The organism is Streptomyces piniterrae, from assembly GCF_005048155.1.
GTDB classification, from domain to species: domain Bacteria; phylum Actinomycetota; class Actinomycetes; order Streptomycetales; family Streptomycetaceae; genus Streptomyces; species Streptomyces piniterrae.
Window position 1 is genome coordinate 116842 of the sequence record NZ_SUMB01000015.1, and the last position, 26839, is coordinate 143680.

The following is a 26839-nucleotide window of genomic DNA, read 5'->3' on the forward strand; positions in this document are numbered from 1 at the left end:
ACTTCTCGGTCGTGTAACAGCGTCCGATGAGCGGCTGTTACACGGCTGACAGGCCACCGAGAAGCGTCCCTCATAGCTTCTGTCCCGCCGACCGGGCAGCACGCACCACCGACCGAACAGCACCCCGGCGGACGACCACGAAACGGGAGCCAGAGCCATGAACCCCACCCACACCCGCCCCTCCCCCCTCACCCGCCGCAAGAGGACCGCCCTCGCGGCAGGTCTGGCCGGCGTCGCCGCCCTCGGTCTGTTCGCCACCGCCCAGGTCGCCGGCGCCGCCCCGGGACACACCGCCCCCGCCGCCGGCACCGCCCGTACGAACACCACCCCGTACGTCATCAACCACTACGGCGAGGAGAACGCCGACAAGGGCCGCGCCGAGCGCAGCCCCCAGCACCTGGTCCTCTCCGAGTTCACCGCGATCCACGACGTGACCTGGCAGAAGTGGGGCGCCAAGCAGGCCGTCGGCACCGGAAAGGTCACCGGCCACTGGTGCCTCGACACCTGCCTCGACAAGCCGCTGAAGGCGACCATCACGCTCTCCGACCCCAAGACCGTCAACGGCAGGAAGGTCTTCTCCGCCTTCACCCTGAAGCTCGACGGGAAGCCCGGCACGTACGATTCCGAGGATCTGCAGGGCAAGCGCCCGCTCGCCACCAGCTGACGCGAAAGAGACCAGAGTCCCGATGAGCAAGCCCACGGCCGTGGCCACCGTCATCGCGCTGACGCTGACGGCCGTGGGCACCGCCGGCTGCGGCGGCCCCGAACGGCTGCACGTCGAGGGCCCGGCCCCCAAGCCCACCCAGGCCACCGGGCCGGTCTACGTCTCCGACACCCTGGGCCACCCGCTGCGCCGTCCCACGGCCATCGGCCTCACCGAGTTCACCACGCTCACCCGGCTGCGCTGGCGATCCTGGGGCAAGCCCAAGGCCGTCGCCACCGGAAAGCTGAGCGGCAACTGGTGCATTCCCAAGTGCACCGACTCCCCGTACCCGGCGACCCTTGAGCTCAGCCGCCTGGAGCGTCAGGAGAACGTCTCCTATTACACCCGCGCCACCGTACGGTCCTCCCACCTCCCGCCCGCCGACTCGGGGGAAGATCTGCGCGACGTCCCCCTGCCGGTCCCCGAGCCTTAGGAACCACCAGCGATGACCGATGTGCTGCTCGTGGAGGACGACGCGCTGCTCCGTGAGGCCACCCAACTGTCCCTGGAACGCTACGGATACCAGGTGCGCACGGCCTCCGACGGCCGCGCCGGGCTGGCCCAGTTCCAGGACCGCGCGCCCGATGTCGCCGTCCTGGACGTCATGCTGCCCCATCTCGACGGGGTCAGCCTGGTCCGCCGCATCCGCGAGGAGAGCCGGCTGCCGGTGCTGATGATCTCCGCCCGCACCGACCCGGTGGACGTCGTCCTCGGTCTGGAGGCGGGCGCCGACGACTACCTCACCAAGCCGTACGACATCCCGGTACTCGTGGCCCGTATCCGCTCGGCGCTGCGCCGGGCGGCGGACTTCGCCCAGGACCTCCCGCAAGTGGCGGAGCCGCTGCTCCACTTCGGCGATCTCACCGTGAACACCGCGTCCATGGAGGTCCGCCGGGACGGCCGGCTGCTCGAACTCACCCCCACCGAACGCAAACTGGTGCTGGAGTTCGCGGCCGAACCGGGCGTGGTGCTCTCCCGGAGCACACTGCTGGAGCGGGTGTGGGACTACGCCTGGGGCGGCGACACCCGTGTCGTCGACGTCCATGTGCAACGGCTCCGCGCCAAGATCGGCCGCGACCGCATCGAGACCGTCCGCGGCTTCGGCTACAAGCTCGCCCGCTGACCGCCATGGGACTGCGCACCACAACCGCCCTGGTCGTCGCCGGAACCGCGCTCGTCGCCACGCTCATCGGGCTGCTGGTGCACCAACGCACCGCCGAGGACCAGCGGGCGAACGCCGCCCGCGCGATCGACGCGAAACTCGTCGACGCGGTCAGCGAATACGCCTCGGGTACGGACACCGGTGCCCTGATCAACCCGCCGGACCTGCCCACCGCACTCCGCGAGGCGGTCACCGACCGCCCCGTGCGCGCCACCTACCTCGGCGACCCGAAAGGGTCCGCCGCCCCCGTCATGTGGGCCGCCACCCGCAGCGACGGCGACATCATCGCCCTCCGGCGCTCCTACGCTCCCCAGGCCCGCGCCCTCGCCGATCTCGACCGGGTGTTGCTCGGCTCCGGCGCGACCGTCACCGCGCTCGGCTGTGTGCTGGGCACCGTCGTGGCGATCGGTCTGGGGCGGCGGATCGGCGCCTCCGCACGCACCGCGCAGCGCATCGCGGACGGCGACCTGACCGCCCGGGTCCGGCCCAGAGGGAACGACGAGATCGCCCGGCTCGGCGCCGCCGTCAACACGATGGCCGACGCTCTGAGCGCCCGCCTGGAGGCCGAACGCCGCGTCACCGCCGACATCGCCCATGAACTGCGCACCCCCGTCGCCGGTTTGGTCACCGCGGTCGGCCTGCTGCCCCCCGGCCGCCCGACCGAGCTGGTCCGCGGCGGCGTGGACACCCTGCGCAACCTGGTGGAGGACGTCCTGGAGGTGGCCCGCCTGGATGTGCCGGGCGTCGAGCGGGCGCAGCGCGAGGAGGTCCAACTGAGCGCCCTGGCCCAGCGGGCGGCCGGCCTGGCAGGCGGCGACGTCGAGGTGCGGGTGGTGCACGAAGCCGTCGTCGAAACCGATCCCCGCCGCGTGGAACGCATCCTCGCCAACCTCATCACCAACGCCCATCGCCACGGTGCCCCACCGGTCGTGGTGGAGGCCGACGGCGCAGCGGTACGCGTACGGGACCAGGGCCCCGGCTTTCCCGAGGACTTGCTGGCCCAAGGACCCCAACGCTTCCGCACCGGCGCCCGCGAACGCGGCACCGGCATCGGCCTGGGCCTGACCATCGTCGACGGCCAAGCCCGCGTGCTGGGCGCCGAAGTGCGGTACGAAAACCCCACGGAGGGCGGCGCTCAGGCGACCCTCGACCTCGGCCCGGGCGCGGCGGGATCGCCACCGGACTGCTGACCGGACACAGCAGCAACTATCGGGCGAGCCAGGCGAGTTGACACAAGACGGCCGAACCGGCATCGCGCCCGCATGGGGAGCCGCGCTTCGACACAGGTCACACAGCTGGAACCCCCAAGACGACTACTGCTAGTGTTTATTCGGTCACAGAAGGCAATCAGGCCTCTATGCACAGGTATCGAAGGGCCGAGGGTTCCATGCGCAAGCTTCAGCAGGTCGTGATCGTCGCCGCCGCAGCAGCTGGCGGCCTGTCCGCCGTCGGTGCCGGCGCCGGCACCGCCTACGCCCACGATGGCGGACCGAAGGTGAAGGAGATCTTCCGTCCGTACCAGGAGTGCAGTCCTCAGACGTTCTCCGACATCAACTTCCCGATCGGCGTGCTCGCCGTACCCCAGACGTTCGGCACGACCTGCGATCAGTTCAACCGCGCCTTCAACGGGTAACACCGCCGGGGGAAGCCGCACGCGACAAGTGTCGCGGGCCCTTCGAGGGGATCCCTCGGAGGGCCCGTTTGCGTATGACCTGCCGAACGGGTCGCACCCGGCGCGGCCAAACAGGTGGTTCACCGCCTGCGATTCACCGGGGAAGCGCCCGTCCGGCCGGGCCCACCAAGGCCCTGACCTGCCCAGGACCCGGGAAACTCCCGGGTCGTCGCCCATTGGCCATGGTCATACCATCCGGCGCGTCGTGGCGCGACTTCAGGACATTTCGTATTAGCTTTCAGTAACTGTCCGAAGTCGATCCATAACGGGTTGCTTCCTATCAATCCACCGGAGAAGAAATGCGCAAGCTTCACAAGGCTGCCGTGGTGGTCGCCACGCTCAGCAGCATCGGGATCCTCGGCGCCGGCACCGCCCACGCCGACGGCGGCAACCTCAACGTCGGTCAGGCCAGCCAGTGCCGGTCGCACGACCTGAACGTCAACGTCCTTGGCGAGGTCGGGCTCGTCAACGGCCTGCTGGGCAGCGCGCTCAACGGCGAGGGCTCGCCGGGTGCGCAGCAGACCCACCAGGGCTCGGACATGGGCTGCAACAACGCCGTCAGCGGCGGCGAGGACAAGTAACCGAATGGGGTCCCGGTGTCCGAGCCACAGGCCCGGCACCGGGGCCCGTTTTCTGCCCCTTCTCTAGGCCCGGGCGCGGGCCGGTTCTCGGTGCATGGCGCCCGGGCATCGATCACAAAGGAACAGCACATGTTCAGTGGGAAGAAGATCGCAGTCGTCTCGGGACTCCTGGGCGGCATCGCCATGACGTTCGCCGGCGCCAACCAGGCGAACGCCGGAGAAGCCACGGCCAGTTGCTCTCCCTACTTCCAGACCTGCATCCAGAACAACAGCGGCTACGCCAGTCCGGACGGCAGCCTCAAGGTCAACCAGTCGCAGGACTGTTTGGGTACGAAGCCCGTGGCGATGCCCGCAGGTGGCCTGCTGAACAGGGGTGCCACGCAGATCGGGCCCCAACTCACCTGTAGCAACAGGAACCCGGCGACCCAGGCCCAGGCCCAGAACCAGCAGAATCCAGGCCAGCTTCCCCAGGAGAACGGGTTCTGATCCCCGGAGCCTGAACCACCCTCGTACGCCTTGCCCGCCTTACCCGCCTCGCCGGTCACGACCGGACGAGGCCCGGCCAGAACCTCTCGAACGGCGGATGGCCAGACCGGGTCGACCCCCGGCCGGCCATCCGCCGTTTGCACGCCCGCCCGTACGGGATGCGGAGCCCGAGAAAAGCCACCCGGCCCGGAGAAGGCCATAGAGCCGAAGAAGGCCATAAACACAAAGGGGCCCCGGCGCCGAGCCTGTGGCTCGGACGCCGGGACCCCTTTCGGTTGGCTACGTGACTGCCCGACGCTCAGAAAGCGTGGTTGTCGCAGCTCATCTTCGAGCCGAGCTGGCTGGGCTGCGCACCCGGGCTGCCCTCGCCGTTGACCGCGTTGCCCAGCGTGCCGTTGAGAACCCCGACCGCCCCGAGCACGTCGACGTTCATATCGTGCGACTTGCAGTGGGTCGCCTGCTTGACGTCGACGTCGTGGCCCGGCTCGCCGTGGGCGGCTGCGGTGCCGACCCCGAGACCGCCGACGCTGCCGAGGACGGCGGCCATCACGGCAGCCTTGTGAAGCTTGCGCATTTCTTCTCCGGGTGATTGAGCGGATGCGATCCGAATCAGATCGACTTCTTATCGGTGGCGGGAGCCCAGATGACGGGAGCCCAAGATGAAACGCCCCGCACCGCCCGGCACCGCGTGGACGGGCCGGAACGGGCGGCGACGCCCCGCGGCCGGGCGCCGATGACGCCCCGGGCCTCGGGGGTGGGACCGGACGGTTGCGGCGGGCCCGCCGGAACGGCTCCCGCCGGCACCGCCGGACGGCCGATGGCGGCCGGAGCGGGCCCCGCCTCCGCTCCTACCGCGCGCCGGGGGCGGGGGCCGTTCCGGACCGTCCTCGAACGGTCAGCCGACGCCGGGCAGATCAAGCTGTCCCACCGGAGACGCCGCGAGCCGCCCGAGCCCGACCGGGGAGAGCTGCTGGCCCGGGGCGATCAGCGGGTTCACCAGCGGGTTGACGGTCGGGTTGATCTGGGGGCTGACCTGCGGGGCGGCGTGCGGGACGGTCTTGTGGGGGAGCTCCGGAACGGCGACCTGCGGGGCGACCTGCGGAGTCACCTGCGGGGCGGCCTGCGGCGTCACCTGCGGGACCACCTGCGGGACCGACTGCTGAGCCGGCGCCGGGGCAGCCGCCTGCGGAGCGGACTGCTGCGGAGCGTGATGCGAGACGGCGGCACGGGAGGCGCCCTGCGAAGAGGCCGACGCAGTGGCGTGATGGGGGGCGGCGTGCTCCTGGACGGGAGCCGGAGCGGACTGCGGGGCCGGCTGCTGCGGAGCGGGGGCCGGAGCAGGAGCCGGAGCCGGCGGAGCGGGGGGAGCCGGGGGTGCCGCCTGCGGGGCGGGCTGCTGCGGGGCGGGCGCCGGAGCCGGAGCCGGAGCCGGCGGGGCAGGGGGTGCCGCCTGCGGGGCCGGCTGCTGCGCGACAGGAGCCGGAGCCGGCTGGTAAGCGACCGGTTGCGGGGCCGGCTGCTGCGCGACAGGGGCCGGAGCCGGCTGGTAAGCGACCGGTTGCGGGGCCGGCTGCTGCTGGACATAGGCGGGCGGAGCCGCCTGCGGGGCCGGCTGCTGCGCGACAGGGGCCGGAGCCGCCTGCTGGACCGGCTGCTGCGGAAGCGGGGGCGGGGCCGCACCGTTGTAGCCCACGGGAGCGTCGGCATGACTGACGCCGGCGCCGATGGCGGACAGACCGCCGGCGGCTGCGACGACGAGCATGGCCTTGTGAAGCTTGCGCATGGAACCCTCGGCCCTTCATTACCTGTACATGGAAATCTGAATTACTTTTTTCTGTCCTGTGCGCGCCAACAGTGGTAATCCTGGGGTTTCACACCCTGCGCACCCCCGTGACGAACCACGGCGGAAGCTTCCGCAGGCCCGCGACGGCACTCACGGCGCCGCCCTCCAACGCTCCTCGAAGCCGACGGCAGATCACATCGCCCCTCCTCGGATTCGCGTCGGACAACATTGCCGGCGTGCTCGCCGCGGGCCGCCCCGGTGCCGGGGAGTAGCACTTCCCGGCGGCAACCCACGGGCCCATTCGCTGTTCTCTCCCAAGGGGCAACGGGATTTCCCCCGGCCCGGTCACGGGAACCCCTGCGCGGTCACCCATTTGCCGACCCGATATCGGCTGTTGGTGACGGCTCAGCCGTAAAGAGGGCGACGCCCCAAGTCGTCGCCCAAGGTGGCGCGTACTCCCGGAAAACCCGGTCCGATCATCCGCGGACTCGACGGCCCGACGGCCGGAGAAAGCGCGGCGACGCGCGGAATTCGCCCCCTCGACAGCGGTGTCGGGGGGCGGTGGCGATCAGCGGCCCGGGGGCATCACGGAACGGCCGACCGCCACGGCCCCATGCATCCGTCAGCCTCGGATATCGGCCTTGTGCATGGGGCCCTGACGCTTGAAAAGTTCGAAAACGGGTCCCGCCACCGGGCTTGCGGCTCCGGTGCCGGGACCCCTTTCGCCTACCTACGGCGCTCAGAGAGCGCTGTTGTTGCAGCCCATGGTCGAGCCCATGTGGGTAACCTGCGCACCCGGGGAGCCCTCGCCGTTGAGCGCACTGCCCAGGACGCCATTGAGGATTCCGACCTCGCCGAGGACGTCAACGTTCAGGTCGTGCGACCTACACGACGAGCCTTGACTGATGCCGACGCCGCCGTGGGCATTGGCCGTGCCGGCGCCGAGGAAGCCGACGCTGCCGAGGACGGCGGCCACGACGGCAGCCTTGTGAAGCTTGCGCATTTCGTCTCCGGTGGATTCGAGCGGATTCGATCGGTATTTGATCGAGTTCGTACAGTTACGGGAGGCTAATACGAAATATCCCCCCGGCCGCTCAACGACGCGCCGGGTCCGACCGCCGAGCGGGTGTCGGCCCGGCAGGCGCCCCGCACGCCCATCAGGCCGGCCCCTCGACCGGCCGAAACCGGCGCGGATGCCCCGTGACGCACCACCAGTTCGACGGCACCCTCGATGAATTCGCCGCACGCACGCAAACGGGCCCTTCGGGGGGATCACCCCCGAAGGGCCCGCGGCGCGCGTCGCGCGTGGCGGCCCAGCGGCTCTTACCTGGAGCTGGAGCTGGCGAAGGCGTTGGCCTGAGTGTTCTCCTGGGTGCAGGCGGTACCGAAGGACTGCGCAGCGCCGAGCAGGCCGACCGGCAGGTCGAAGTTGAGCAGCGTCTGCGGGCTGCACTCCTGGTACGGACGGAAGAGGCCGCTCTGGTCACCCGGGCCCGACTTCGGGGGGTTGGTGATCTGCGGGGAGAGATCCGGGTTGAGCTGCGGGTTGACCTGCGGGGAGACCTCCGGGGCCCGCTCCGGGCCGGGGGCCGGAGCAGCCTGGGGGGCGGCCTGCTGCTGGCCGTGGTGCGAGCCGGAAGTGTGCGAGGTGGCCTGCGAAGCGGTCCAGGCGGCGGCCTGGGGGGTGTCTGGCGAGCCGGACTGCTGCGGAACAGGGGGCGCGGCGGCACCGCCGTATCCGACGGGGGCGTCGGCATAGCTGGCGCCGGCACTGGCGGCGGACAGACCACCGGCCGCTGCGAAGACGAGCGCGACCTGCTGAAGCTTGCGCATGGACTCGGCCCTTCATTACCTGTACATGGAAATCTGAATTACTTATTGCTGTCTCGTGTGCGCCAGCAGTGGTGGTCCTGGTCCTTCACACCCTGCGTATCCGGCTTCGGACGGCCCACGGGCCCATTCGCCTTCGTTCGCTTTCGCTGTTCTCTCCCAAGGGCAACGGGATCTGCGCTGATCCAGTCACGGGAGCCGGCACCGGGTCACCCGTTTGCCGACTGACCTGAATCCTTTGGGGTGTTGGCCGCCGTACCTTCACAACAGCCGGCGATATCCGCCCGGTTACTACGCGAGCGCGCGTACAGCCGTCACTTCCCACACAGGCCAGTACCGCGGCGGGAACCGGCCATCGCCCAACACCGCTGATAATTCCCAACGTTCAGCCCTGACGCCCCGATCAAGGCAGGGCCTCGTATGAGTGTGGGACCCGGCGACCACCGGGCCCCACATTCATACGTGACGAAGTGACAGCCGCGAACAGCTGTCGCTGCCCACTACCTTCAGCTGCGGGCGGCGGCGCGGCGGCCCCGGCGGTAGAGCAGGATGCCGCCCACCATCAGCCCGGCGCTGAGCGGAATCGCCAGACTGACCCTTTCCGAACCGGTGCGTGCCAGCTCGGGGAGAGCGGGAGACGCGGCCTCCTGGTGACGGTGGTGCGTCACCTCAGCCTTGTGGACCGGAGCCGACGGCGGACGGTGGCGATGCACCGGCTTGTCGTGCTGCTGCTCCGGCTTCTGGGGCAACGACTGGTGGTGGTGGCGGTGCCCCTTGCCCTTGTGGCCCGATCCCTCGACGTTGGCGCAGCGGTTGCCGAAGGTGGGGTTGAGCACTCCGATGCCATTACCCGAGTTGCCGCACACGTTCACCGGCACATGCACCGGAATCTGAGCCAGGTTCCCGGACAGGACTCCCGGGGAGCCGGCGGCCAGACCCTGGGCGTGCGGTCTGCCCTTGCCATGGCCGTGGTGGCCGTGGCCGCCGATGTTGGCGCAGCGGTTCCGGAGGGCGGGGTTGAGCGCCCCGATGATGTTGACCGTGTTGCCACAGGCGTTGATCGGGATGTGAATCGGCACCTGAAGCACATTGCCGGACACGACTCCGGGAGAGCCGACGGCGGCGCCCTGGGCACCGGTGTCGGCAACGGTCGTGCCCGCGCTCGCGAGCAGCAGGCCGCCGGTGGCAGCCGAAGCGGCAATGACCTTTTTGATCATGTGACTCCTCCTTGGCGGTGCGGTCACGGCCGCGGACCGCACAAGTCTCAACGACACCGAAGGAGGAAGGCTACGAATCCGGCATTTCGATCACTCTCTCGGCTCGGTGCAGTGCGTTACTCGGCAGAGGAGTGATGCTATTTCCGGTTTTATGGAGAGATCTTCTCAACGCTATGGAGAGATCTTCTCGATAGCGATCACCTCCGGGACGTCCGGCGCTATCGCAGCGGTCCACCGAGAGGGAAACCGAATCGAAAACGCCGCACATTCTCCCGTCCGCCCCAGCCGGAGGCACCGGCCGCCCCGCACCACGGACCCGCCCGCCCTCGCGGACACACCCCGGCCGGTGCACGACCGCGATCGAATGATCAGCGCTGGCTGGGCACCGGCCACGGCAGCTCACCGAAGCGCAGCCCGGCGATGTCGGAGGCGGCCTTCACGGGGTGGCCGAGGACACCGGCGATGCCCGTAACGGGTTTGTCGGCGTGGACGGGGGCACCGATGTCGTCGGCGTGGGCGGGGACGGAGAGGGCCCCGGTGAGAGCGAGGGCTCCGACGACGGTGGCGAGTGCACGGCGCATGGCGGCTCCTACTTCACTTTGTGTCGTGGGTGTGCTGCTTGCGCAGGCCACCCTTGCACCCGTGCGCGAACGCACGAGGTGCGGCTCGCCGACAGCCCGAAGGCATCACGCAGCTGCGTGACACGCGGGGACGTTCTGGCGTCGCGGAGGTGACGGGGGCCGGAAAGGACGCGGGCGAACGTCGACGAACCACTACTCGCGCCGCTTGCCCCTGAGCGCGGGTGCGGGCGGCCCCGCCCGAGCCTCGCCGCTGGGCACCCGGCCACCCAAATCTCCGGTTTTCGCGAAGTGTTGCGCCCCAGGACGGCGGCGTCGCCCCTTGACGGACGGGTCTGACCTCAGCCGCCGGAGACCCAAGGGGCGCAACCCCGTCAGCGGCGACGCCGGCACGGGCGGAGGCGCCCCGGGACGCGGCCGCGGCCCCGGCCGAGGGGTGCGCGGCCGAACCATTCGTGTGCGATGCGGCCGAACAGGTGGTTCACCGCGTACCACCTGCTCCGGTTCCCGCCCGTCGACGTTCTGAACTGCCCGGGGGGCGGGGCGACTTCCGTGTTGACGCCAAATTTTTGATCCTACTATCCGGCGCGTCGCTGTGCGACTTCGGGACATTTCGTATTAGCGTCCGTAACTGTACGAAGGCGATCGGTTACAGATCGCATCCGCGCTACCACCGGAGAAGAAATGCGCAAGCTTCACAAGGCCGCCCTCGTGGCCGCCGTCCTCGCCAGCGTCGGCATCCTCGGCGCCGGTACCGCCACCGCCGACGGTCACGGCGGCAAGGGCGGCAAGAAGGGTGGCGGTGACATCACCATCACGCAGGGCAGCTCGTGCAGGTCACATGACACGAACGTCGACGTCCTCGGCGAGGTCGGGGTCTTGAACGGCCTGGCCGGCAACCTGCTCGGCGGCGAGGGCTCTCCGGGCGCGCAGTCCACCCACCTGGGTTCGACCATGGGCTGCGACAACTCCGTCGGCGGCGACAAGTAACGGAAAACGGAAACAGGCCCCGGCGTCCGAGCCACAAGCTCGGGCGCCGGGGCTCATTCATGCCTTTTTCCAGTGGGTCGGCCCTCGAGTGACCAGGCCGGGCCGGGCCGGGCCGCTCCGGGCGGCCGGATCCCCGCCCGTCCGGATCACGGGCGACGTTTGAGCCTCCACGGGCCTCACACCGGCCGGAGGAATTCCCCCGACCTCGCGGATCCGCCGTGCTGAGCACGCGTCATGGACGACGACCGATGCCCCTGCTGGAGGCCGGGAGGCCAGGAGGCGTTGACCGGGCGGTCATCTCACGTGTCACACCAGGCGTACTGACACCCCGCCAGTACGGAACACGGGCGCACGGCCACACGGCCTCCGCCCCATCCCCGTAGCCCCATCTCCCGCGCCCCCTCCCCCGCGCCCCCATCTCCCCCCGACACAGCAGTGCCGGGCTCGGATTTCCATCCGGCCCGGCCATGCACTGTCTGACGTTCAGAGCCCAATACGGGGCTTCTTGATGTGGGGCATCTTGAAGCCCCTGGGCAGCCGTGCATCGTTGGAGCAGTCCACGACCGGCCCCACCTTCGTGTACCCCCCGCCCAGGAACTCGCTGTGGGGCCACACCACATGATGGCGGGAGACCGTCTCGCAGCTCTTGTTCTGCTTGATGACGTGCTTGCCGCCCTTGGTCCTGTAGACGGACTCGCTCTTGTCCTCGCAGATGGTGTTGCCCTGGGCCGTGTGGCGGCAGCCGTTCGAGTCCCCGCCGGCGTACGCCTGGGTGGTGGCACCGGCGAACGTCACGGCGAGGCCGCCCAGAATTCCCGAGACGACAACGAGCTTCTTCCCACTGAACATGCGTTGTGTTCCTTTGCGGTCGATGCCCGGGCGCGCACCGCGAAACGGACCGCGCCCGGGCTGACGAGGGTCGAAAAGCGGGCCCCGGTGCCGGGCCTGAGGCTCGGCACCGGGGCCCCTTCCCGTTACTTTTCGCTCTTGACGGTGTTGTCGCAGCCCATGTTGGAGCCCTGCTTGGTGTGCTGCGCACCCGGGGAGCCCTCACCGTTGAGCGCGTTGCCCAGCGCGCCGTTCAGGATCCCGACCTGGCCGAGGACGTCGACGTTCAGGTCGTGCGACCGGCACTGGGTGCTCTGCTCGATCTTGACGTCACCCCTGCCGTGGTGGTGGCGGCGGCGCTTGGCCTCCTGGTCCTCCTCCTGGGCCGGGGCCTGCGGAGCGGCCTGCGGAGCCGGGGCAGCCTGCGGGGCCGGCTGCGGAGCGGCCTGCGGAGCCTGGGCGATGGGGACGACCTGCGGGGCCGGCTGGGGAGCGGCCTGGGGAGCCGGCTGCGGAGCCATCTGCGGGGCCGGGGCGACAACCTGCGGAGCCGGCTGCGGAGCCACCTGGGGAGCCGGAGCCTGCGGGGCCGGCTGGGGAGCGGCCTGAGGGGCCGGCTGCGGCGCCATCTGCGGGGCCGGGGCAGCCTGCGGAGCCATCTCCGGAGCCGAGTGCAGGTACCCGCCGTGCCCACGGCCGGCATCCGCGCTGGCCCCCGAAGCAGACGCCGACCATGCAGAGACCTCCGGGCCGCCACCGTGAGCCAAGCTGACGCCGGCACCGAAGGTGGACAGACAGCCGACGGCTGCTACGACGATCGCGACTTTCTGAAGTTTGCGCATGAACCCTTGATCCTTCATTCCAGGTGGATGGAGACCGGACTTGACTACTTGTTGTAACAATATGCACACCAAAAGTAGCCATCCTGGGATTTCATCCCATTCCGCACCCCGTGTCGGACCACGAAGTAAGCCTTCCGCGGGTCCGACGCGACACTCGCAGCGCCGATCTCCGGCACATTTCGAAGCCGACGGCGGACCCCATCGCTTCTCCCCTGATTCGCGTCATGCGCGTCAGAAGCAACACTCCCTCAGGAAATATCGAGGACACGGCCGCGGCGGATTCACCCGCCGCACTCCCTGGGAGAGCAACGAGACGTCACCCCGTTCTGGTCACGGGAGTTGATACGCGGTCACCCATTTGCCCCGCGGCCACACCGGCGACTCCACCTCGGCTCAACGCGCAAGAAGCCGCTTTCTTACGGAACGTGATGCTGCGGGCCAGGACGCGCCCGTGCGGAGCGCGAAAACACCGGAACTCGCTGACGGAGAGCCGATGATCCGGCGATACGACCGAAGGCCATCGGATGCCGATGACGTTGCCAACCACCAAGCCGGAAGGCGCCGTTCCCCTCCAGGAAAGCGCTGTTCCCCTCCGGGAAAGTGCTGTTTATCTCCAGAGGCAACCGTTGTTGATCAGTTCCGGAGCAGCGCAGACTATGCCTTCTGCCGCCCCCGGTCAGCGTGGACTTCGTGTCGCTCCGGCGCTTCGCGCCGCACACAACAACCGGTCCGGTAGCCCTTCTTCATGTCCCTAGGCCGCTGGCTTCGGTCCGCACCGCTACCTCGAGAGCCTGAACAACTTCATGAATTCCCACATAGCCGTTTGCCGGCGCCGCCTTCCCGTCTGGCTGATCCCGATGTTGTGGACTTTCGCACTCGGCCTGTGGGGGCTTTCCCGGCAGCACAGCGTATGGCGCGACGAGGCCGCCACCTGGCAGGTGGCCCGACGGACCGCCGCTGAGATCTGGCACATGTTGGGACAGGTCGATGTCGTGCACGGGCTCTATTACCTGCTGATGCATGGGCTCTTCGAGATTTTCGGCCCCAGCACCACGACTCTGCGGCTGCCTTCCGTGCTGGCAACGGCAGTGGCGGCGGGCTGTCTGGCGGTCATCGGCAAGCGGCTGGCCGGGTCCTGGACGGGCTTGGGGGCAGGGCTGGCGTTCGGGCTGCTCCCGGCCGTGCAGTTCTATCTCCAAGAGGGCCGCCCGTACGCGCTGGTCGTCGCCGGGTCCGCGATCTCCACGCTGCTGCTGGTGACGGTGCTCAAGGGCCGTGGCTGGGCGATGCGCTGGGCGGCGTACGGCGGGACGGTCCTGGTGTGCGGGCTGCTGAACTGGCTGTCGCTGCTGATCCTGCCCGCGCACCTGGCAACTCTGGCCTGGACACGGGCCGGTCGCGGTGTGTGGACACGCTGGGCAGCGGCTTCGACGGCCGCTGTGGCGTGCGTACTGCCGCTGATCCTTTTCAGCCGAGGACAGTCCGAGCAGGTGTCCTGGATACCGCCGCTGACCTGGCACATGATGATCGGCCCGGCGGTCCTGCTGACGATCGGCGGCCTCGGAGCCCTACTGGACCGGCCACGGGCAGGCCAACTCTCGGCGGCGGTCGTCGGGTTGCCGCTGCTGGCGGTGCCGCAGATCGCCCTGATCGGTATCTCCCTGGCCCAGCCGCTGTTTCTGGACCGGTACATCTTGTTCAGCATGCTGGGGCTGGCCCTGCTGATCGGGGCGGCGCTGAGTGCGGCCATACGCGCGGCCGCACCGCGGTTCCCGAGAGCATCGATGTGGATCCTCCCCGTGGCGGTGGCCGTGGCGATGGTGGCACTGCTGCCGCAATCGCTGGCCAAGCGCTCCCCCGACAGTCGGGTGGACGACGTCCTGGCGGTGGCGGCGGACGTACGACGACTCAAGGAGACCGGAGCTGCGGTGCTCTTCATACCCGCGGCACGGCGCGACACCGAGCTGGTCTCCCCCGAAGCCTTCACCGGCCTCCGGGACATAGCCCTCATGGAGGGCCCGGAGGAGTCCGGAACGCTGAAGGGTGTGGAGGCCGACCCGGCCCGGATACGGGCTGCGATGCTGACCCAGCAAAGGATCCTGCTGGTCACGGACGCCACGGAGGTGGCACAGCCGGTGTCGGCGGAGCGGGACAGGGTGAAGACCTCCGTGCTGAAGGAGTACTTCACGGTGGTGGCGGACCAGCAGATACGCGGCCGGAGGGTGACGGTCTACAAGCGCCTCGGCACACCCGGGCCAGTCGGACCAGGAGGCATGTCAGCCGCCATGTGAGAGGGAGCCCACACCTCTCGAAGGAGGCGATGCGGCGCAGGGGGCGTTCTTCGATCCCTCTGCCCCGGTGCCGCGGCTGAACGAAAAACCCCAGGTCGGATCTGCTCCGACCTGGGGTTTCGACTGAGCCGCCTTCGGGATTCGAACCCGAGACCTACGCATTACGAGTGCGTTGCTCTGGCCAACTGAGCTAAGGCGGCGTGGTGCGCGGCCCAGTCTACACATCGTGGAGGGGTGGTCTGTAACCGGTTTACGGGCTGGTCAGAGGTCGGGTGTGGGGTGGGTCACCGGCAGGTCTTGTTCTTGGGTGGGGTGGTGCCTTCGAGGAGGTAGGTGTTGATCGCGGTGTCGATGCAGTCGCTGCCGCGGCCGTAGGCGGTGTGGCCGTCGCCTTCGTAGGTGAGGAGGGTGGCACTGGAGAGCTGGGCGGCGAGGCCCTTGGCCCAGGTGTACGGGGTGGCCGGGTCGCGGGTGGTGCCGACGACGACGATCGGGGCGGCGCCCTTGGCCTCGATGCGGTGGGCCTCGCCGGTGGCCTTGACCGGCCAGTACGCGCAGTTCAGGGCGGCCCAGGCGAAGTTGTCGCCGAAGACCGGGGAGGCCTTGCGGAAGCCGGGGAGGGCTGCGCGGACCTGGTCGGGGGAGGCGAAGGCGGGTGGCAGGTCGAGGCAGTTCACGGCGGGGTTGGCGAACATCTGGTTGGCGTACGAGCCGTCCGGGGAGCGCTCGTAGTAGCTGTCGGAGAGGGTGAGCAGACCGCGGCCGTTGCCGTCCTTGGCCTGGGCGAGGTACTCGCGGAGGATGGGCCAGGCCTGTTCGTCGTACATGGCGGCGATGACGCCCGTAGTAGCCAGGGATTCGGTGAGCGGGCGGGCCTCGCCGGTCGTGGCCGGGTGCGCGTCGAGCTTCTTGAAGAGGGCGGAGAGCTGCTCGCCGGCGTCCTCGATGCTCTTGGTGCCCAGGGGGCAGTCCCGCTGCTTGATGCAGTCCGCGGCGAACGCCTTGAAGGCGGTGTCGAAGCCGGCGGTCTGGTTGACGTTGATGGTGCGGGAGTCGAGCTCCGGGTTCATCGCGCCGTCGAGGACCAGGCGGCCGGTGTGGGTGGGGTAGAGGCCGGCGTACGTCGCGCCGAGGAAGGTGCCGTAGGAGGCGCCTACGTAGGTGAGCTTCTTGTCGCCCAGGACCTGTCGCAGCACGTCCATGTCCCGGGCCGCCTCGATGGTGGAGACATGCGGGAGCACCTTGCCGGAGCGGGTCTCGCAGCCCTTGGCGAAGTCGCGGTAGGCGGTGGTCAGCTTGTCGACCTCGGCGGAGTCGTCCGGCGTCTGGTCGGTCTGGGTGAAGCGGTCCATCTGCTTGTTGGCGAGGCATCTGACCGGTTCGCTGCGGCCCACGCCGCGCGGGTCGATCGCCACCATGTCGTAGCGCGCACGGACCGCCGCCGGCTGCGGCGCGTACTGCTGGAGGTACTCGATCGCCGAGCCGCCGGGGCCGCCCGGATTGACCAGGAGGGAGCCGATCCGGCTGCCGGGTCCGGTGGCCTTCTTACGGGCCACGGCGAGTTTCAGGTCCGTGTCCGCGCTGGGCTTGGCGTAGTCCAGGGGTGCCTTCATCGTCGCGCACTCGAAGCCCGCCTCGCCGCAGGGGTGCCAGCTGAGCTTCTGGTCGTAGTACGGGCGGAGGTTCGCCGGGGTGGCGTCGGGCAGCGGCGCGAGGGCGGGGGACCCGCTGGGGGCGGTGCGTCCCGGGCCGGCCGTCGCGTGCCCCTGAGACGCTTCGCTGCCCGAGGACGAACTCCCGGACGAGCAGCCGGACATCAGCAGAGCGGCGGCCGCGATGGCGGCGGAGGTGGTGCGGAACAGGCGGCTGGTGGCCATGGGTGGTCCCTCGGTCTCGGCCGGCCCCGGAAGCGGCTGCTGCGTGGCGCTTCGAGCGGATGCGTCGGCTGCTTCGGTGGCTTCGGCGGCGATGGCGTCGGAGAGAGCAGGGGGATGGGGTGGGGAGGAGGGATGGGGTGGGGGACGGGGTGGGGGCGTGGAGTTGTGGGGCTGGTGAGTGGTGGGAGGGGTGGTGGCGGCGAGGGGTGTTAGCGGAGCGTATCGGGGTGGAGGCGGTGGGTGATCGGATCCTTTCAGGGGCTGGTCGGGGTCGGGGGCGGATCAGGTCAGGGGCGTCAGCCGGCGCGTAGGGCGGCGGTCATCGCTTCGACGGCGAGCAGGGGTGCCACATTGCGGTCCAGGGCGCCACGGCAGGCGATCACCGCTTCTATCCGGCGGAGGGTGCGCTCCGGGGTCGAGGAGGCGGCGATGCGCTGGATGTTGTCCCGGACCTCGTCGTTGGCGAGCGGCACCGAGGCGCCCACCTGGACGGCGAGGACATCGCGGTAGAAGCCCGTGAGGTCGATCAGGGCGAGGTCCAGGCTGTCGCGCTGGGTACGCGTGGAGCGGCGCTTCTGCTTGTCCTGGAGTTCCTTCATGGCGCCCGCGGTGCCGCGCGGCAGCCGGCCACCCGTCCCGGCGGCGGCGCCGAGCGCGGCGCGCAACTCCTCGGTCTCCTTGGCGTCGACCTCCTCGGCGACCTGCTTGGCGTCCTCCCCCGCGGCGTCGATCAGCTCCTGGGCGGCCTTGAGGCAGCCGCCGATGTCGTCGATGCGGAGGGGCAGCTTGAGCACCGCGGCACGGCGGGCGCGGGCCCGCTCGTCGGTGGCCAGCCGGCGGGCCCGGCCGATGTGGCCCTGGGTGGCGCGGGCGGCGCGGGCGGCGGCCTCCGGCTCGATGCCGTCGCGGCGGACCAGGACATCCGCCACGGCGCTCACCGGAGGCGTCCGGAGGGTGAGGTGCCGGCAGCGGGAGCGGATGGTGGGCAGGAGGTCCTCGATGGAGGGGGCGCAGAGCAGCCAGACCGTACGGGGCGCGGGCTCCTCGACGGCCTTGAGGAGCACATTGCCGGCGCCCTCGGTGAGGCGGTCGGCGTCCTCCAGGACGATCACCTGCCAGCGGCCGCCGGCCGGGGAGAGGGAGGCCCGGCGGACCAGGTCGCGGGTCTCCTTGACGCCGATGGACAGCAGGTCCGTACGGACGATCTCGACGTCGGCGTGGGTGCCGACCAGGGTGGTGTGGCAGCCGTCGCAGAAGCCGCAGCCGGGGGCGCCGCGCTCTTGTGTGGGATTGGGGGAATCAAACACAGCGCGGTCGGGGCTGACGCATTGCAGGGCGGCGGCGAACGCGCGCGCTGCGGTGGACCTGCCGGATCCGGGCGGGCCGGTGAACAGCCAGGCGTGCGTCATCTGGGACGCGCCCGTCCGCCCGGCGGGCGCCGGCTCACCGAGCGGCGCCTCGGCGGCCGCGCCCGCCGCGCTGTCGGCGGCCACGATGGCGTCCGCGTCGCGCGCGGCCGCGGCGAGCTGCTCCGTCACCCGGTCCTGGCCGACCACGTCGTCCCATACCGCCATCGCTTGCCCGCCGTTCCCTTCGTTTCCGTCGTGCGCCGGACCTGTGCTGCTTGTGCCCGTGCTGCTCGTGCCTGCGTCGTGCCGAGTGCCGTACGCCGCGCCGCAGGTCGTGCTGTACGCAGGTCATGCCGTACGCGGGTCATGCCGTACGCAGGCCGCAACGCCCTGCCGCGCGTCACGCTCTGCGCAGCGCCACGCCCCGCGTCTGACCCATTGTGGTGCAACCCACTGACAAACGAATCCGGGGAACGGGCCCGCAGCCCCCGCCCGTGCACCCCGACGGACCGGGAAACGGCCGTGGGCCCCGCAGTTGCGCGGCGGCCCCCGCCCGCGCCGAAGGGGGGGGCCCCCCACCCCCCCCGGCCCCCCCCGCGGGCCGGGGACCGGGCGGGGCCCGCAGCATTTCCGCTGCGGCCACGGCCGGATCATCAGGGGGCGGCCCGAACGGCCCTAACCGCGCCGTCCCCGGCCTCCTCGGTGGCCTCCCTCGCCGCCGCGCCCGTTGTCCGTGTCCTCGTCCGGGCGCGGGCCGAGGAGCTCGTCGGCGAGCGTCGGCAGGTCGTCCAGCGGGGTCTCCTCCGCCCATTCGGGGCGGGGGCGGCTGCGCTGCGACGGCTCCACGGGGCGGCCCGTCGCCGGGTCGATCTGCGGGAGTTCGCGGGTCCGCTCGACGCCCGACCCGGCGGCGCCGGACTGCTGCCGCGACGCTGCGTCATCCGGGTGATCCGGGCCGGTCGCGCCGGCCGGGTCGTCCTCGCGGAACATCCACGGCGGCACCCGGTCAGCGGGCTCGTCGCCCCGCGCACCGTGGTCCCGGCGGGCCTGGCCGGCGTCCCGTGCGGCCGGCAGGACGGCGGTCTCGTCCGCGTCCTGGCCGGCGAAGCGGGCGTCCCGTACGGGCGGCAGCACCGCCGTCTCGTCCGCGGCGCCCTGCGCACCCGGCCGCGGCAGCGACTCCGTCCGCTCGATGTCCGTAGCGGAGCCGGAGCCAGAACCGGAGCCTGAGTCGGGGCCGGCACCGGAACCCGAGCCGCCGTAGGAGTCGGTGGCCTCCGTGGACGACTCCCCGGACTCCCCCTCCCCCACCCGCTTGCGCAGATCCGCGACCGGCGTCTCCTTCGTAGGCGCATCTGCCGCCTCGGCAGCCTCTGCCGCCGCCTTCGCCTCAGCGGCCGCCGCAGCCTCGGCCGCCGCCACCCGAGCCTGTTCGGCGCGGAGCAGCGCCGCCTCCGCCTTGCGCTGCTTCTCCAGGCGGCGTTCCTCCGCCTCGGCGCGCAGCCGCGCCTCCTCCTCGGCCTGCTTGCGCAGCCGCTCCTGTTCGGCCTGGCGGGCCCGCTCCTCGGCCTCGCGGCGCTGGCGCTCCGCCTCCGCCGCCTGGCGTGCCTCCTCGGCGCGCAGCCGCGCCTCCTCCGCCTGGCGGGCGGCCTCCCGCGCCTTGGCCTCCTCGAGCTCGCGGCGCTTGCGCTCCTCTTCCTCGGCGCGCAGCTTGGCGAGCTGGGCCTGCCGCTCACGCTCCTGGCGCTCTTCCTCCGCCTTGCGCGCGGCCTCTTCCTCGGCCCTGCGGCGGGCTTCCTCCTCGGCCGCCCTACGGGCCTCGGCCTGTGCCTCGACCTCGGCCTCGGACAGCGGCAGCACCTGGTCGAGACGGTGCCGTACGACCGTGGTGACGGACTCCGGCTCCTGCCCGGCGTCCACGACGAGATAGCGCGCGGGGTCGGCGGCGGCCAGGGTCAGGAAGCCGGCCCGTACCCGCTCGTGGAATTCGGCGGGCTCGGACTCCATACGGTCCGGTGCCTCGGTGAACCGTTCCCGCGCGGTCTCCGGGGAGACGTCCAGCAGCACGGTCAGATGCGGGACGAGTCCGCCGGTGGCCCAGCGGTTGATCCGCGCGATCTCCGTGGGCGCGAGATTGCGCCCGGCGCCCTGGTAGGCCACGGAGGAGTCGATGTACCGGTCGGTGATGACGATCGCGCCGCGCTCAAGGGCGGGCCGGATGACGCTGTTGACGTGTTCGGCCCGGTCGGCGGCGAACATCAGCGCCTCGGCGCGGTCCGAGAGCCCGGACGTCGAGACGTCCAGGATGATCGAGCGCAGCCGCTTGCCGATGGCGGTGGCGCCCGGCTCGCGGGTCACCACGACCTCGTGGCCCTTGCCGCGGATCCACGACGCGAGCGCCTCGACCTGGGTGGACTTCCCGGCGCCGTCGCCGCCCTCCAGGGCGATGAAGAAGCCGGTGGCGGACGGCGCCTGCGTCGCGTCGCCGCCGCGCAGCGCCTCGCGGAGATCGGTCCGCAGTGTGACGCCCTGCCGGTCGTCGACCTTGCCGAGCACCCAGGCGGCGACCGGCAGCAGCAGCGCGCCGACCAGCATCAGCGTGAAGGCGGCACCGCCGTGCGCCAGCTCGAAGGTCCGGCCGCCGATGCGGTGCGGGCCGATGACCGCGGCCAGCACCGGGGCGACGATGGCGGCCAGCGCGACCGCGATGCGTACGACGGCGTGCAGATGCTCGGTCGTACGGGCGGTACGGAATTCCTCGGTCTCCTGCTCCAGCAGCACATGGCCGGTGTTGGCGGCGACACCGGCACTGACGCCCGCGAGCAGCGCCAGCAGCAGGACCGTCGTCGGGTCCGGCACCAGGCCCATGGCCAGCAGCGCGAGGCCGGTGACGGAGACCGCCAGGGCCAGCAGCCGGCGCCGGGAGAGCGCGGGCAGCACCTTGCGCGCGCCACGGATCCCGGCGGCCGTGCCGCCGGTCAGTGCGAGCACCAGGAGCGCGAAGGAGGCCGGTCCGCCGGCGAGGTCGAGGGCGTGCAGAACGGCGAGCGAGACGGCCGCGGAGATCGCGGCGGCGGTCGCCGCGCAGGCGAACACCAGCAGCGGGATCGCGCCGGTGCGCCCCTTGTCGACGCCGTTGGCGTTCTTCGGCCGGCGCAGGCCCTCCAGGGGGGAGCGCGGCCGCGGCGTCTGCGCGCCGGGGAACTCGATGAAGTAGAGGATCGACACGGAGGCGGCGAACAGGCCGGCGGAGACATACGAGCCCAGGGCGGCCTGGTGGCCGTCGAACCAGTCGATGCCGGTGCCCAGCAGCTTTCCGACGAGCGCGATGACCACCAGGGCGGCGGCCGCGATCGGCAGCGCGACGAAGCTGGTGCGCAGAGAGAGCCGGCGCAGCGCGTCCATGTTGTCGGGCAGCGGCCGCACGGCGGCGCCCTCGGGGGGCGGCGCGGGCAGCAGGGCGGGTGCCGCGCTCTCCCGTGCGACGGTCCAGAAGCGCTCGGCGACGCCGACGACGAAGACCGTGACCAGCAGCCAGGCCAGTGCGTCGGCCGGCGTCCAGTCGATCCAGAGGGGGGCGACGACCAGCAGCGCCAGCCGCAGCCCGTCGGCGCCGATCATCGTCCAGCGGCGGTCCAGCGGCCCGGAGGGCGCGGTCAGCGCGGACAGCGGGCCCAGCAGGACGGCGCCGAAGAGGAGCGTCGCCAGCAGCCGGGCCGCGAAGACCACGGCCACCGCCAGGGCCGCCCCCCGGTAGCCACCGCCGAAGGCGGCCTGGCCGCCCACCGGTACGTACAGCGCCGCCTGGAGGGTGAGCAGTACGAGGACAAGCATGGACAGGGCATCGCCGATGGCCCCGACGAACTGGGCGCTCCACAGTCGCTTCAACGGGGGGAAGCGCAGGAGGGCTCGCACGGCGCGCTCGCGGGAATCCGCGGCAAGGGCGCCTGAAGTGGGGGTCACGACCGTTGGCTGCTCGGCACGCGTCATCTCGCCAGCCTATCGGGAGGGTGCCCACGTTCGGACGCCTGGCCGAACAAACAGGCGGGCCCGACGGACCAGTGTCCGCCTTGCCCGCCTTGTCCTGCGGTGATGCGGCGATCGCCGCTACCGGAAGATCCTCAGTCCTCGGCCGAAGCCGCCGTCTTCTTGGCCGCCGCCGTCTTGGCGGTGGCCTTCTTGGCGGTCGTCTTCTTCGCCGTGGTCTTCTTCGCGGTCGTCTTCTTGGCCGCGGTGGTCTTCTTGGCGGCCGTCTTCTTCGCCGCCGTCTTCTTCGCCGGCGCCTTCTTGGCCGTCTTCTTCTTCGCCGGCCCCTTGGCGCGCTTCTCCGCCAGCAGCTCGTAGCCGCGCTCGGCGGTGATCGTCTCGACGTCGTCGTCCCGCCGCAGCGTCGCGTTGGTCTCGCCGTCGGTGACATACGCGCCGAACCGGCCGTCCTTCACCACCACCGGCTTGCCGCTCACCGGGTCGGTGCCCAGCTCCTTGAGCGGCGGCTTGGCGGCGGCCCGGCCACGCTGCTTGGGCTGCGCGTAGATCGCCAGCGCCTCGTCGAGGGTGATGCCGAACAGCTGCTCCTCGGTCTCCAGGGAGCGCGAGTCGGTGCCCTTCTTGAGGTACGGGCCGTAGCGGCCGTTCTGCGCGGTGATCTCCACGCCCTCGGCGTCCTTGCCGACGACCCGCGGCAGCGACATCAGCTTCAGCGCGTCCTCAAGGGTCACGGTGTCCAGGGACATCGACTTGAAGAGCGAGGCGGTGCGCGGCTTGACCGCGTTCTTGCCGGTCTTCGGGGTGCCCTCGGGCAGGATCTCGGTGACGTACGGGCCGTAGCGGCCGTCCTTGGCGACGATCTCGTGGCCGCTGACCGGGTCGGTGCCCAGCGCGAAGTCACCGCTCGGCTTGGCCAGCAGCTCCTCGGCGTACTCCACGGTCAGCTCGTCGGGCGCGAGATCGTCGGGGACGTCGGCGCGCTGGTGGCCCTCGGCGTCCTTCTCCCCGCGCTCGACGTACGGGCCGTAGCGGCCGACCCGCAGCTTGATGTCGCCGCCCACCGGGAAGGACGAGATCTCCCGGGCGTCGATCGCGCCCAGGTCCTCGACCAGCTCCTTCAGCCCGCCGAGGTGGTCGCCGTCGCCGTTGCCGGCGTCCGACGCGGCACCCGCGGCCTCGGCCTCGCCCTCGCCGAAGTAGAAGCGCCGCAGCCACGGCACGGACTGCGCCTCGCCCCGCGCGATGCGGTCGAGGTCGTCCTCCATCTTGGCGGTGAATCCGTAGTCGACCAGCCGGCCGAAGTGCTTCTCCAGCAGGTTGACCACGGCGAAGGAGAGGAACGACGGGACGAGCGCGGTGCCCTTCTTGAAGACATAGCCGCGGTCCAGGATCGTGCCGATGATCGACGCATAGGTCGACGGACGGCCGATCTCGCGCTCTTCCAGCTCCTTGACCAGCGTGGCCTCGGTGTAGCGGGCCGGCGGCTTGGTGGCGTGCCCGTCGGCGGTGATCTCCCGCGCGGTCAGCGCGTCGCCCTCGGCGACCTGCGGCAGCCGCCGCTCGCGGTCGTCCAGCTCGGCGTTCGGGTCGTCCGCGCCCTCCACATAGGCCTTCATGAAGCCGTGGAAGGTGATCGTCTTGCCGGACGCGCTGAACTCGGCGTCCCGGCCGTCGCTCGCCGTGCCACCGATCTTGACGGTGACGGAGTTGCCCGTCGCGTCCTTCATCTGGGAGGCGACGGTCCGCTTCCAGATCAGCTCGTAGAGCTTGAACTGGTCACCGGTCAGCCCGGTCTCCGCCGGGGTGCGGAAGCGGTCGCCGGAGGGGCGGATCGCCTCGTGCGCCTCCTGGGCGTTCTTGACCTTGCCGGCGTAGGTACGCGGGCGGTCCGGCAGGTAGTCGGCGCCGTAGAGCTGCGTCACCTGCCGCCGGGCCGCGGCGATCGCGGTGTCCGAGAGCGTGGTGGAGTCGGTACGCATATAGGTGATGAAGCCGTTCTCGTACAGCTTCTGTGCCACCTGCATGGTGGCCTTGGCGCCGAAGCCGAGCTTGCGGCTGGCCTCCTGCTGGAGGGTGGTCGTACGGAACGGGGCGTACGGGGAGCGCCGGTACGGCTTGGACTCCACGGACCGTACGGCGAAGTCGGTGCTCTCCAGGGCGGCGGCCAGCGCGCGGGCGTTGGCCTCGTCCAGGTGCAGGACATCGGCGTTCTTCAGCTGCCCGTTGGGGCCGAAGTCGCGGCCCTGCGCGACCCGGCGGCCGTCGACGGTGGTCAGCCGCGCGGCGAGGGTCGACGGGTCACTCGCGTCGCCGGCGCGTCCGGTGGCGAAGGTGCCGGTCAGGTCCCAGTACTCGGCGGAGCGGAAGGCGATGCGCTCGCGCTCCCGCTCGACGACGAGACGGGTCGCGACGGACTGCACCCGGCCGGCCGACAGCCGCGGCATGACCTTCTTCCACAGCACCGGCGAGACCTCGTAGCCGTAGAGGCGGTCGAGGATGCGGCGGGTCTCCTGGGCGTCGACCAGCTTCTGGTTCAGGTCGCGCGGGTTGGCGACGGCCTCGCGGATCGCGTCCTTGGTGATCTCGTGGAAGACCATCCGGTGGACCGGGACCTTGGGCTTGAGGATCTCCTGGAGGTGCCAGGCGATGGCCTCGCCCTCGCGGTCCTCATCGGTGGCGAGGTAGAGCTCGTCGGATTCGGCCAGCAGCTCCTTGAGCTTCTTGACCTGGTCTCTCTTGTCGCTGTTGACCACGTAGATCGGCTGGAAGTCGGCGTCGACGTTGACACCGAGGCGGGCCCAGGGCTCGCCCTTGTACTTCGCCGGGACCTCCGCCGCGCCGTTGGGCAGGTCACGGATGTGCCCGACGCTGGCCTCGACCACGTAGCCCGGGCCGAGATAGCCCTTGATCGTCTTCGCCTTGGCAGGCGACTCGACGATGACGAGTCGGCGGCCGCCGCCCTCTGTGGCTTCGCTGGTCGGGGACAACTTCGCTCTTCTCTCCGGTCGACGCTTGTGATGCTCCCGGGCCGGACGCTCGGGGCGTTCTGCGGTGACGCTTGACGCTGCGGAGTGTGACGGTACATCCCGCCCCCGTGTCAAACGGAAAAACCCCGCAACGCCACTCGAACGGTAACCCGACTACATGCCTTCATGTCGCCCCGCACCGCACTCGGCCCCCGCAACACGGCCCCGGCGATCTTCCGCCGCCGGGCCGCCGCCCCCTCCCTTCGCCGCCCGGAGCCCCGCGAGAGCCGCCCACCGGCACCGTCGGCGATGTCCCGGTGATCTCGCACAGTGACGGTCGCCACGGCGGCCGGCCCGGCATCCGGGCCCACCCGGTGCCGGCGAACGGCGAACGGCGGCTCCGGGAGCCGTCGCTTTCTTGATGTGAGCACGGAAGGCGGCTGGCAGGATGGACGCGGCACGGCTCACCGCTTCGAGCCGAGGACTGCCGTCAGTACGCACCCTCGGGGGGTCAGATCACCATGGCGAACCAGTACCCCGGACCGCCGCCGGAAGAGCCCGACCAGAATCCGTACGCCCAGCCACCGGGCGGCCAGCCCGTCGAGGCCGGTTACGGCTACCCGCAGGGCGGCAAGCCGGGGGACCCCGGATACGGATATCCGCAGGCCGGCCAGCCCGCCGACCCCGGGTACGGCTATCCGCAGGCCGCTCCGGGGACGCCGCCGAGTACTCCGCCGCCGCCACCGGCCGCGCCGCCCGCGCAGCCCGCGCCCGCCGGCGGCGGGATGCAGCTGATGTCGATCGGCGATATCTCGGTCACCGGCGACACGATCGTGACGCCGGGCGGTCCGATGCCGCTCAAGGGCGCGGCGTGGACGGCGACGGACATGTCGCGGACCGAGGTGACGACGCCGCCGTACGCGGTCGTGCTCGCCATCGTCTTCTTCTTCGCCTGCCTGCTCGGACTGCTCTTCCTCTTGATGAAGGAACGGAAGACGACCGGATTCGTGCAGGTCACGGTGAACAGCGGCGGCCGTCATCACGCCACGATGATTCCGGTGCAGTCTCCCGACCAGGTCATGTTCGTGCTGAACCAGGTCAACTACGCCAGGTCGCTGAGCGTGTGAGCCCCTCGGAACACATGAACCCCGTGCCGTCGGAACACATGAATCCCGGGGAACCCGTGCACCTGAACCCCGGGGAGCCCGTGCACCCCGTAGCGCCTCCGACGCCCAGCGCCGCCTCCATCCGGAAACGCACCGTCCTGCGCGCGTCCGCGGCGCTGGGCGTCGGGCTGGCGGGCGCCGTCTACCTCTGGCACACCAATCCGCACGAGCCCGGACATGTGCTGATCCCCTGCCCCCTGAAATGGGCGACCGGGGTGCTGTGCCCGCTGTGCGGCGGGACCCGGATGGCGTACGACCTGCTGCACGCCGATGTCGTGACGGCGTTCCACGACAACATGGTGCTGCTCGTCCTGGGCGTGCCGGCGGTGGCGTACGGCGTCGCGCGCTGGCTGATCGCGGGGCTGAAGGGGCGCTATTTCCGGCCGCGGCTGACCGGCCGGGGCAATGCCGTGGTGCTGGGCATCGCGGCGGTGTGGATGATCACGCGCAACCTCGTCGGCTGAGGCGGTCCGGCCACGGAACACGGTGGCGAGGTCCGGCCCGCGTCCGCCGCGGGCCGGACCGCCGCCG

The 26839-nt window shown here is 70.9% G+C and carries 23 protein-coding genes and 1 tRNA gene; 11 read left to right on the forward strand and 13 right to left on the reverse strand.

Features of this window, described 5'->3' with window-relative positions; all coding sequences use genetic code 11:
- The first annotated feature begins 157 nt into the window (after positions 1-157).
- The 7 genes from FCH28_RS33515 to FCH28_RS33545 all read left to right on the forward strand — a co-directional run bounded on the left by FCH28_RS33515 (position 158) and on the right by FCH28_RS33545 (position 4604).
- On the forward strand, positions 158-664 hold the full coding sequence (locus tag FCH28_RS33515) for a hypothetical protein (protein ID WP_136743989.1): 507 nt from the start codon (positions 158-160) through the stop codon (positions 662-664).
- Between the two features lie 22 nt (positions 665-686).
- Positions 687-1136, forward strand: a complete 450-nt coding sequence (locus FCH28_RS33520) for a hypothetical protein (protein WP_136743990.1) — start codon at positions 687-689, stop codon at positions 1134-1136.
- A 12-nt stretch (positions 1137-1148) separates the two neighbouring features.
- The gene (cseB, locus tag FCH28_RS33525) at positions 1149-1826 is read left to right on the forward strand and encodes a two-component system response regulator CseB (protein ID WP_136743991.1); all 678 of its coding nucleotides are present in this window, start codon (positions 1149-1151) and stop codon (positions 1824-1826) included.
- A 5-nt stretch (positions 1827-1831) separates the two neighbouring features.
- A complete protein-coding gene (locus tag FCH28_RS33530) occupies positions 1832-3055 on the forward strand; it encodes a sensor histidine kinase (protein WP_136743992.1) in 1224 nt (407 codons plus the stop codon).
- Positions 3056-3252: 197 nt separating this feature from the next.
- The gene (locus FCH28_RS33535) at positions 3253-3498 is read left to right on the forward strand and encodes a hypothetical protein (protein ID WP_136743993.1); all 246 of its coding nucleotides are present in this window, start codon (positions 3253-3255) and stop codon (positions 3496-3498) included.
- Between the two features lie 338 nt (positions 3499-3836).
- On the forward strand, positions 3837-4118 hold the full coding sequence (locus tag FCH28_RS33540; protein WP_136743994.1) for a hypothetical protein: 282 nt from the start codon (positions 3837-3839) through the stop codon (positions 4116-4118).
- 129 nt (positions 4119-4247) lie between these two features.
- Positions 4248-4604, forward strand: a complete 357-nt coding sequence (locus FCH28_RS33545; protein WP_136743995.1) for a hypothetical protein — start codon at positions 4248-4250, stop codon at positions 4602-4604.
- A 298-nt stretch (positions 4605-4902) separates the two neighbouring features.
- Here FCH28_RS33545 and FCH28_RS33550 read toward each other — a convergent pair whose 3' ends face one another.
- The 6 genes from FCH28_RS33550 to FCH28_RS33575 form a co-directional block, all read right to left on the reverse strand.
- Positions 4903-5178, reverse strand: coding sequence for a hypothetical protein (locus FCH28_RS33550; RefSeq protein ID WP_136743996.1), 276 nt, complete (start codon positions 5176-5178; stop codon positions 4903-4905).
- Positions 5179-5499: 321 nt separating this feature from the next.
- Positions 5500-6387: a hypothetical protein gene (locus FCH28_RS33555; RefSeq protein ID WP_136743997.1), complete on the reverse strand. Its 888-nt coding sequence runs from the start codon at positions 6385-6387 to the stop codon at positions 5500-5502.
- A 739-nt stretch (positions 6388-7126) separates the two neighbouring features.
- Entirely contained in the window at positions 7127-7390 is a 264-nt protein-coding gene (locus FCH28_RS33560) for a hypothetical protein (protein ID WP_136743998.1), read from the reverse strand.
- Positions 7391-7710: 320 nt separating this feature from the next.
- Positions 7711-8220, reverse strand: a complete 510-nt coding sequence (locus tag FCH28_RS33565) for a hypothetical protein (protein ID WP_136743999.1) — start codon at positions 8218-8220, stop codon at positions 7711-7713.
- 503 nt (positions 8221-8723) lie between these two features.
- Positions 8724-9434 carry a chaplin gene (locus FCH28_RS33570; protein WP_169314318.1) on the reverse strand — a complete coding sequence of 237 codons (711 nt, stop codon included), beginning with the start codon at positions 9432-9434 and terminating at the stop codon, positions 8724-8726.
- A gap of 368 nt (positions 9435-9802) precedes the next feature.
- Complete coding sequence (locus tag FCH28_RS33575; RefSeq protein WP_136744000.1) at positions 9803-10015, reverse strand: hypothetical protein; 213 nt, start codon at positions 10013-10015, stop codon at positions 9803-9805.
- A gap of 681 nt (positions 10016-10696) precedes the next feature.
- On the opposite strand from FCH28_RS33575, the gene FCH28_RS33580 reads away from it, so the two are divergent.
- Positions 10697-11002 carry a hypothetical protein gene (locus FCH28_RS33580; protein ID WP_136744001.1) on the forward strand — a complete coding sequence of 102 codons (306 nt, stop codon included), beginning with the start codon at positions 10697-10699 and terminating at the stop codon, positions 11000-11002.
- Between the two features lie 483 nt (positions 11003-11485).
- On the opposite strand, the gene FCH28_RS33585 is transcribed toward FCH28_RS33580, so the two are convergent.
- Both FCH28_RS33585 and FCH28_RS39795 read right to left on the reverse strand, forming a co-directional pair.
- Complete coding sequence (locus tag FCH28_RS33585) at positions 11486-11851, reverse strand: hypothetical protein (RefSeq protein WP_136744002.1); 366 nt, start codon at positions 11849-11851, stop codon at positions 11486-11488.
- A gap of 125 nt (positions 11852-11976) precedes the next feature.
- Complete coding sequence (locus tag FCH28_RS39795) at positions 11977-12672, reverse strand: hypothetical protein (protein WP_187363994.1); 696 nt, start codon at positions 12670-12672, stop codon at positions 11977-11979.
- Between the two features lie 857 nt (positions 12673-13529).
- On the opposite strand from FCH28_RS39795, the gene FCH28_RS33595 reads away from it, so the two are divergent.
- A complete protein-coding gene (locus FCH28_RS33595; protein WP_246103445.1) occupies positions 13530-14963 on the forward strand; it encodes a glycosyltransferase family 39 protein in 1434 nt (477 codons plus the stop codon).
- A 126-nt stretch (positions 14964-15089) separates the two neighbouring features.
- On the opposite strand, the gene FCH28_RS33600 is transcribed toward FCH28_RS33595, so the two are convergent.
- The 5 genes from FCH28_RS33600 to topA form a co-directional block, all read right to left on the reverse strand.
- Positions 15090-15163, reverse strand: a tRNA-Thr gene (locus FCH28_RS33600).
- Between the two features lie 84 nt (positions 15164-15247).
- Complete coding sequence (locus tag FCH28_RS33605) at positions 15248-16840, reverse strand: alpha/beta hydrolase (RefSeq protein ID WP_136744004.1); 1593 nt, start codon at positions 16838-16840, stop codon at positions 15248-15250.
- Positions 16841-17136: 296 nt separating this feature from the next.
- The gene (locus FCH28_RS33610; RefSeq protein ID WP_136744005.1) at positions 17137-18414 is read right to left on the reverse strand and encodes a DNA polymerase III subunit delta'; all 1278 of its coding nucleotides are present in this window, start codon (positions 18412-18414) and stop codon (positions 17137-17139) included.
- A 450-nt stretch (positions 18415-18864) separates the two neighbouring features.
- Positions 18865-22179 (reverse strand): dTMP kinase, encoded by a 3315-nt coding sequence (gene tmk / locus FCH28_RS33615; protein WP_136744006.1) that lies wholly within the window; start codon positions 22177-22179, stop codon positions 18865-18867.
- Between the two features lie 131 nt (positions 22180-22310).
- Positions 22311-25163 (reverse strand): type I DNA topoisomerase, encoded by a 2853-nt coding sequence (gene topA, locus FCH28_RS33620; protein WP_136744007.1) that lies wholly within the window; start codon positions 25161-25163, stop codon positions 22311-22313.
- Between the two features lie 500 nt (positions 25164-25663).
- Here topA and FCH28_RS33625 point away from each other — a divergent pair, with 500 nt between their 5' ends.
- Together FCH28_RS33625 and FCH28_RS33630 are read left to right on the forward strand one after the other, a co-directional pair.
- The gene (locus tag FCH28_RS33625; RefSeq protein ID WP_136744008.1) at positions 25664-26269 is read left to right on the forward strand and encodes a hypothetical protein; all 606 of its coding nucleotides are present in this window, start codon (positions 25664-25666) and stop codon (positions 26267-26269) included.
- 38 nt (positions 26270-26307) lie between these two features.
- Positions 26308-26772 (forward strand): DUF2752 domain-containing protein, encoded by a 465-nt coding sequence (locus FCH28_RS33630; RefSeq protein WP_136744009.1) that lies wholly within the window; start codon positions 26308-26310, stop codon positions 26770-26772.
- Positions 26773-26839: the final 67 nt, after the last annotated feature.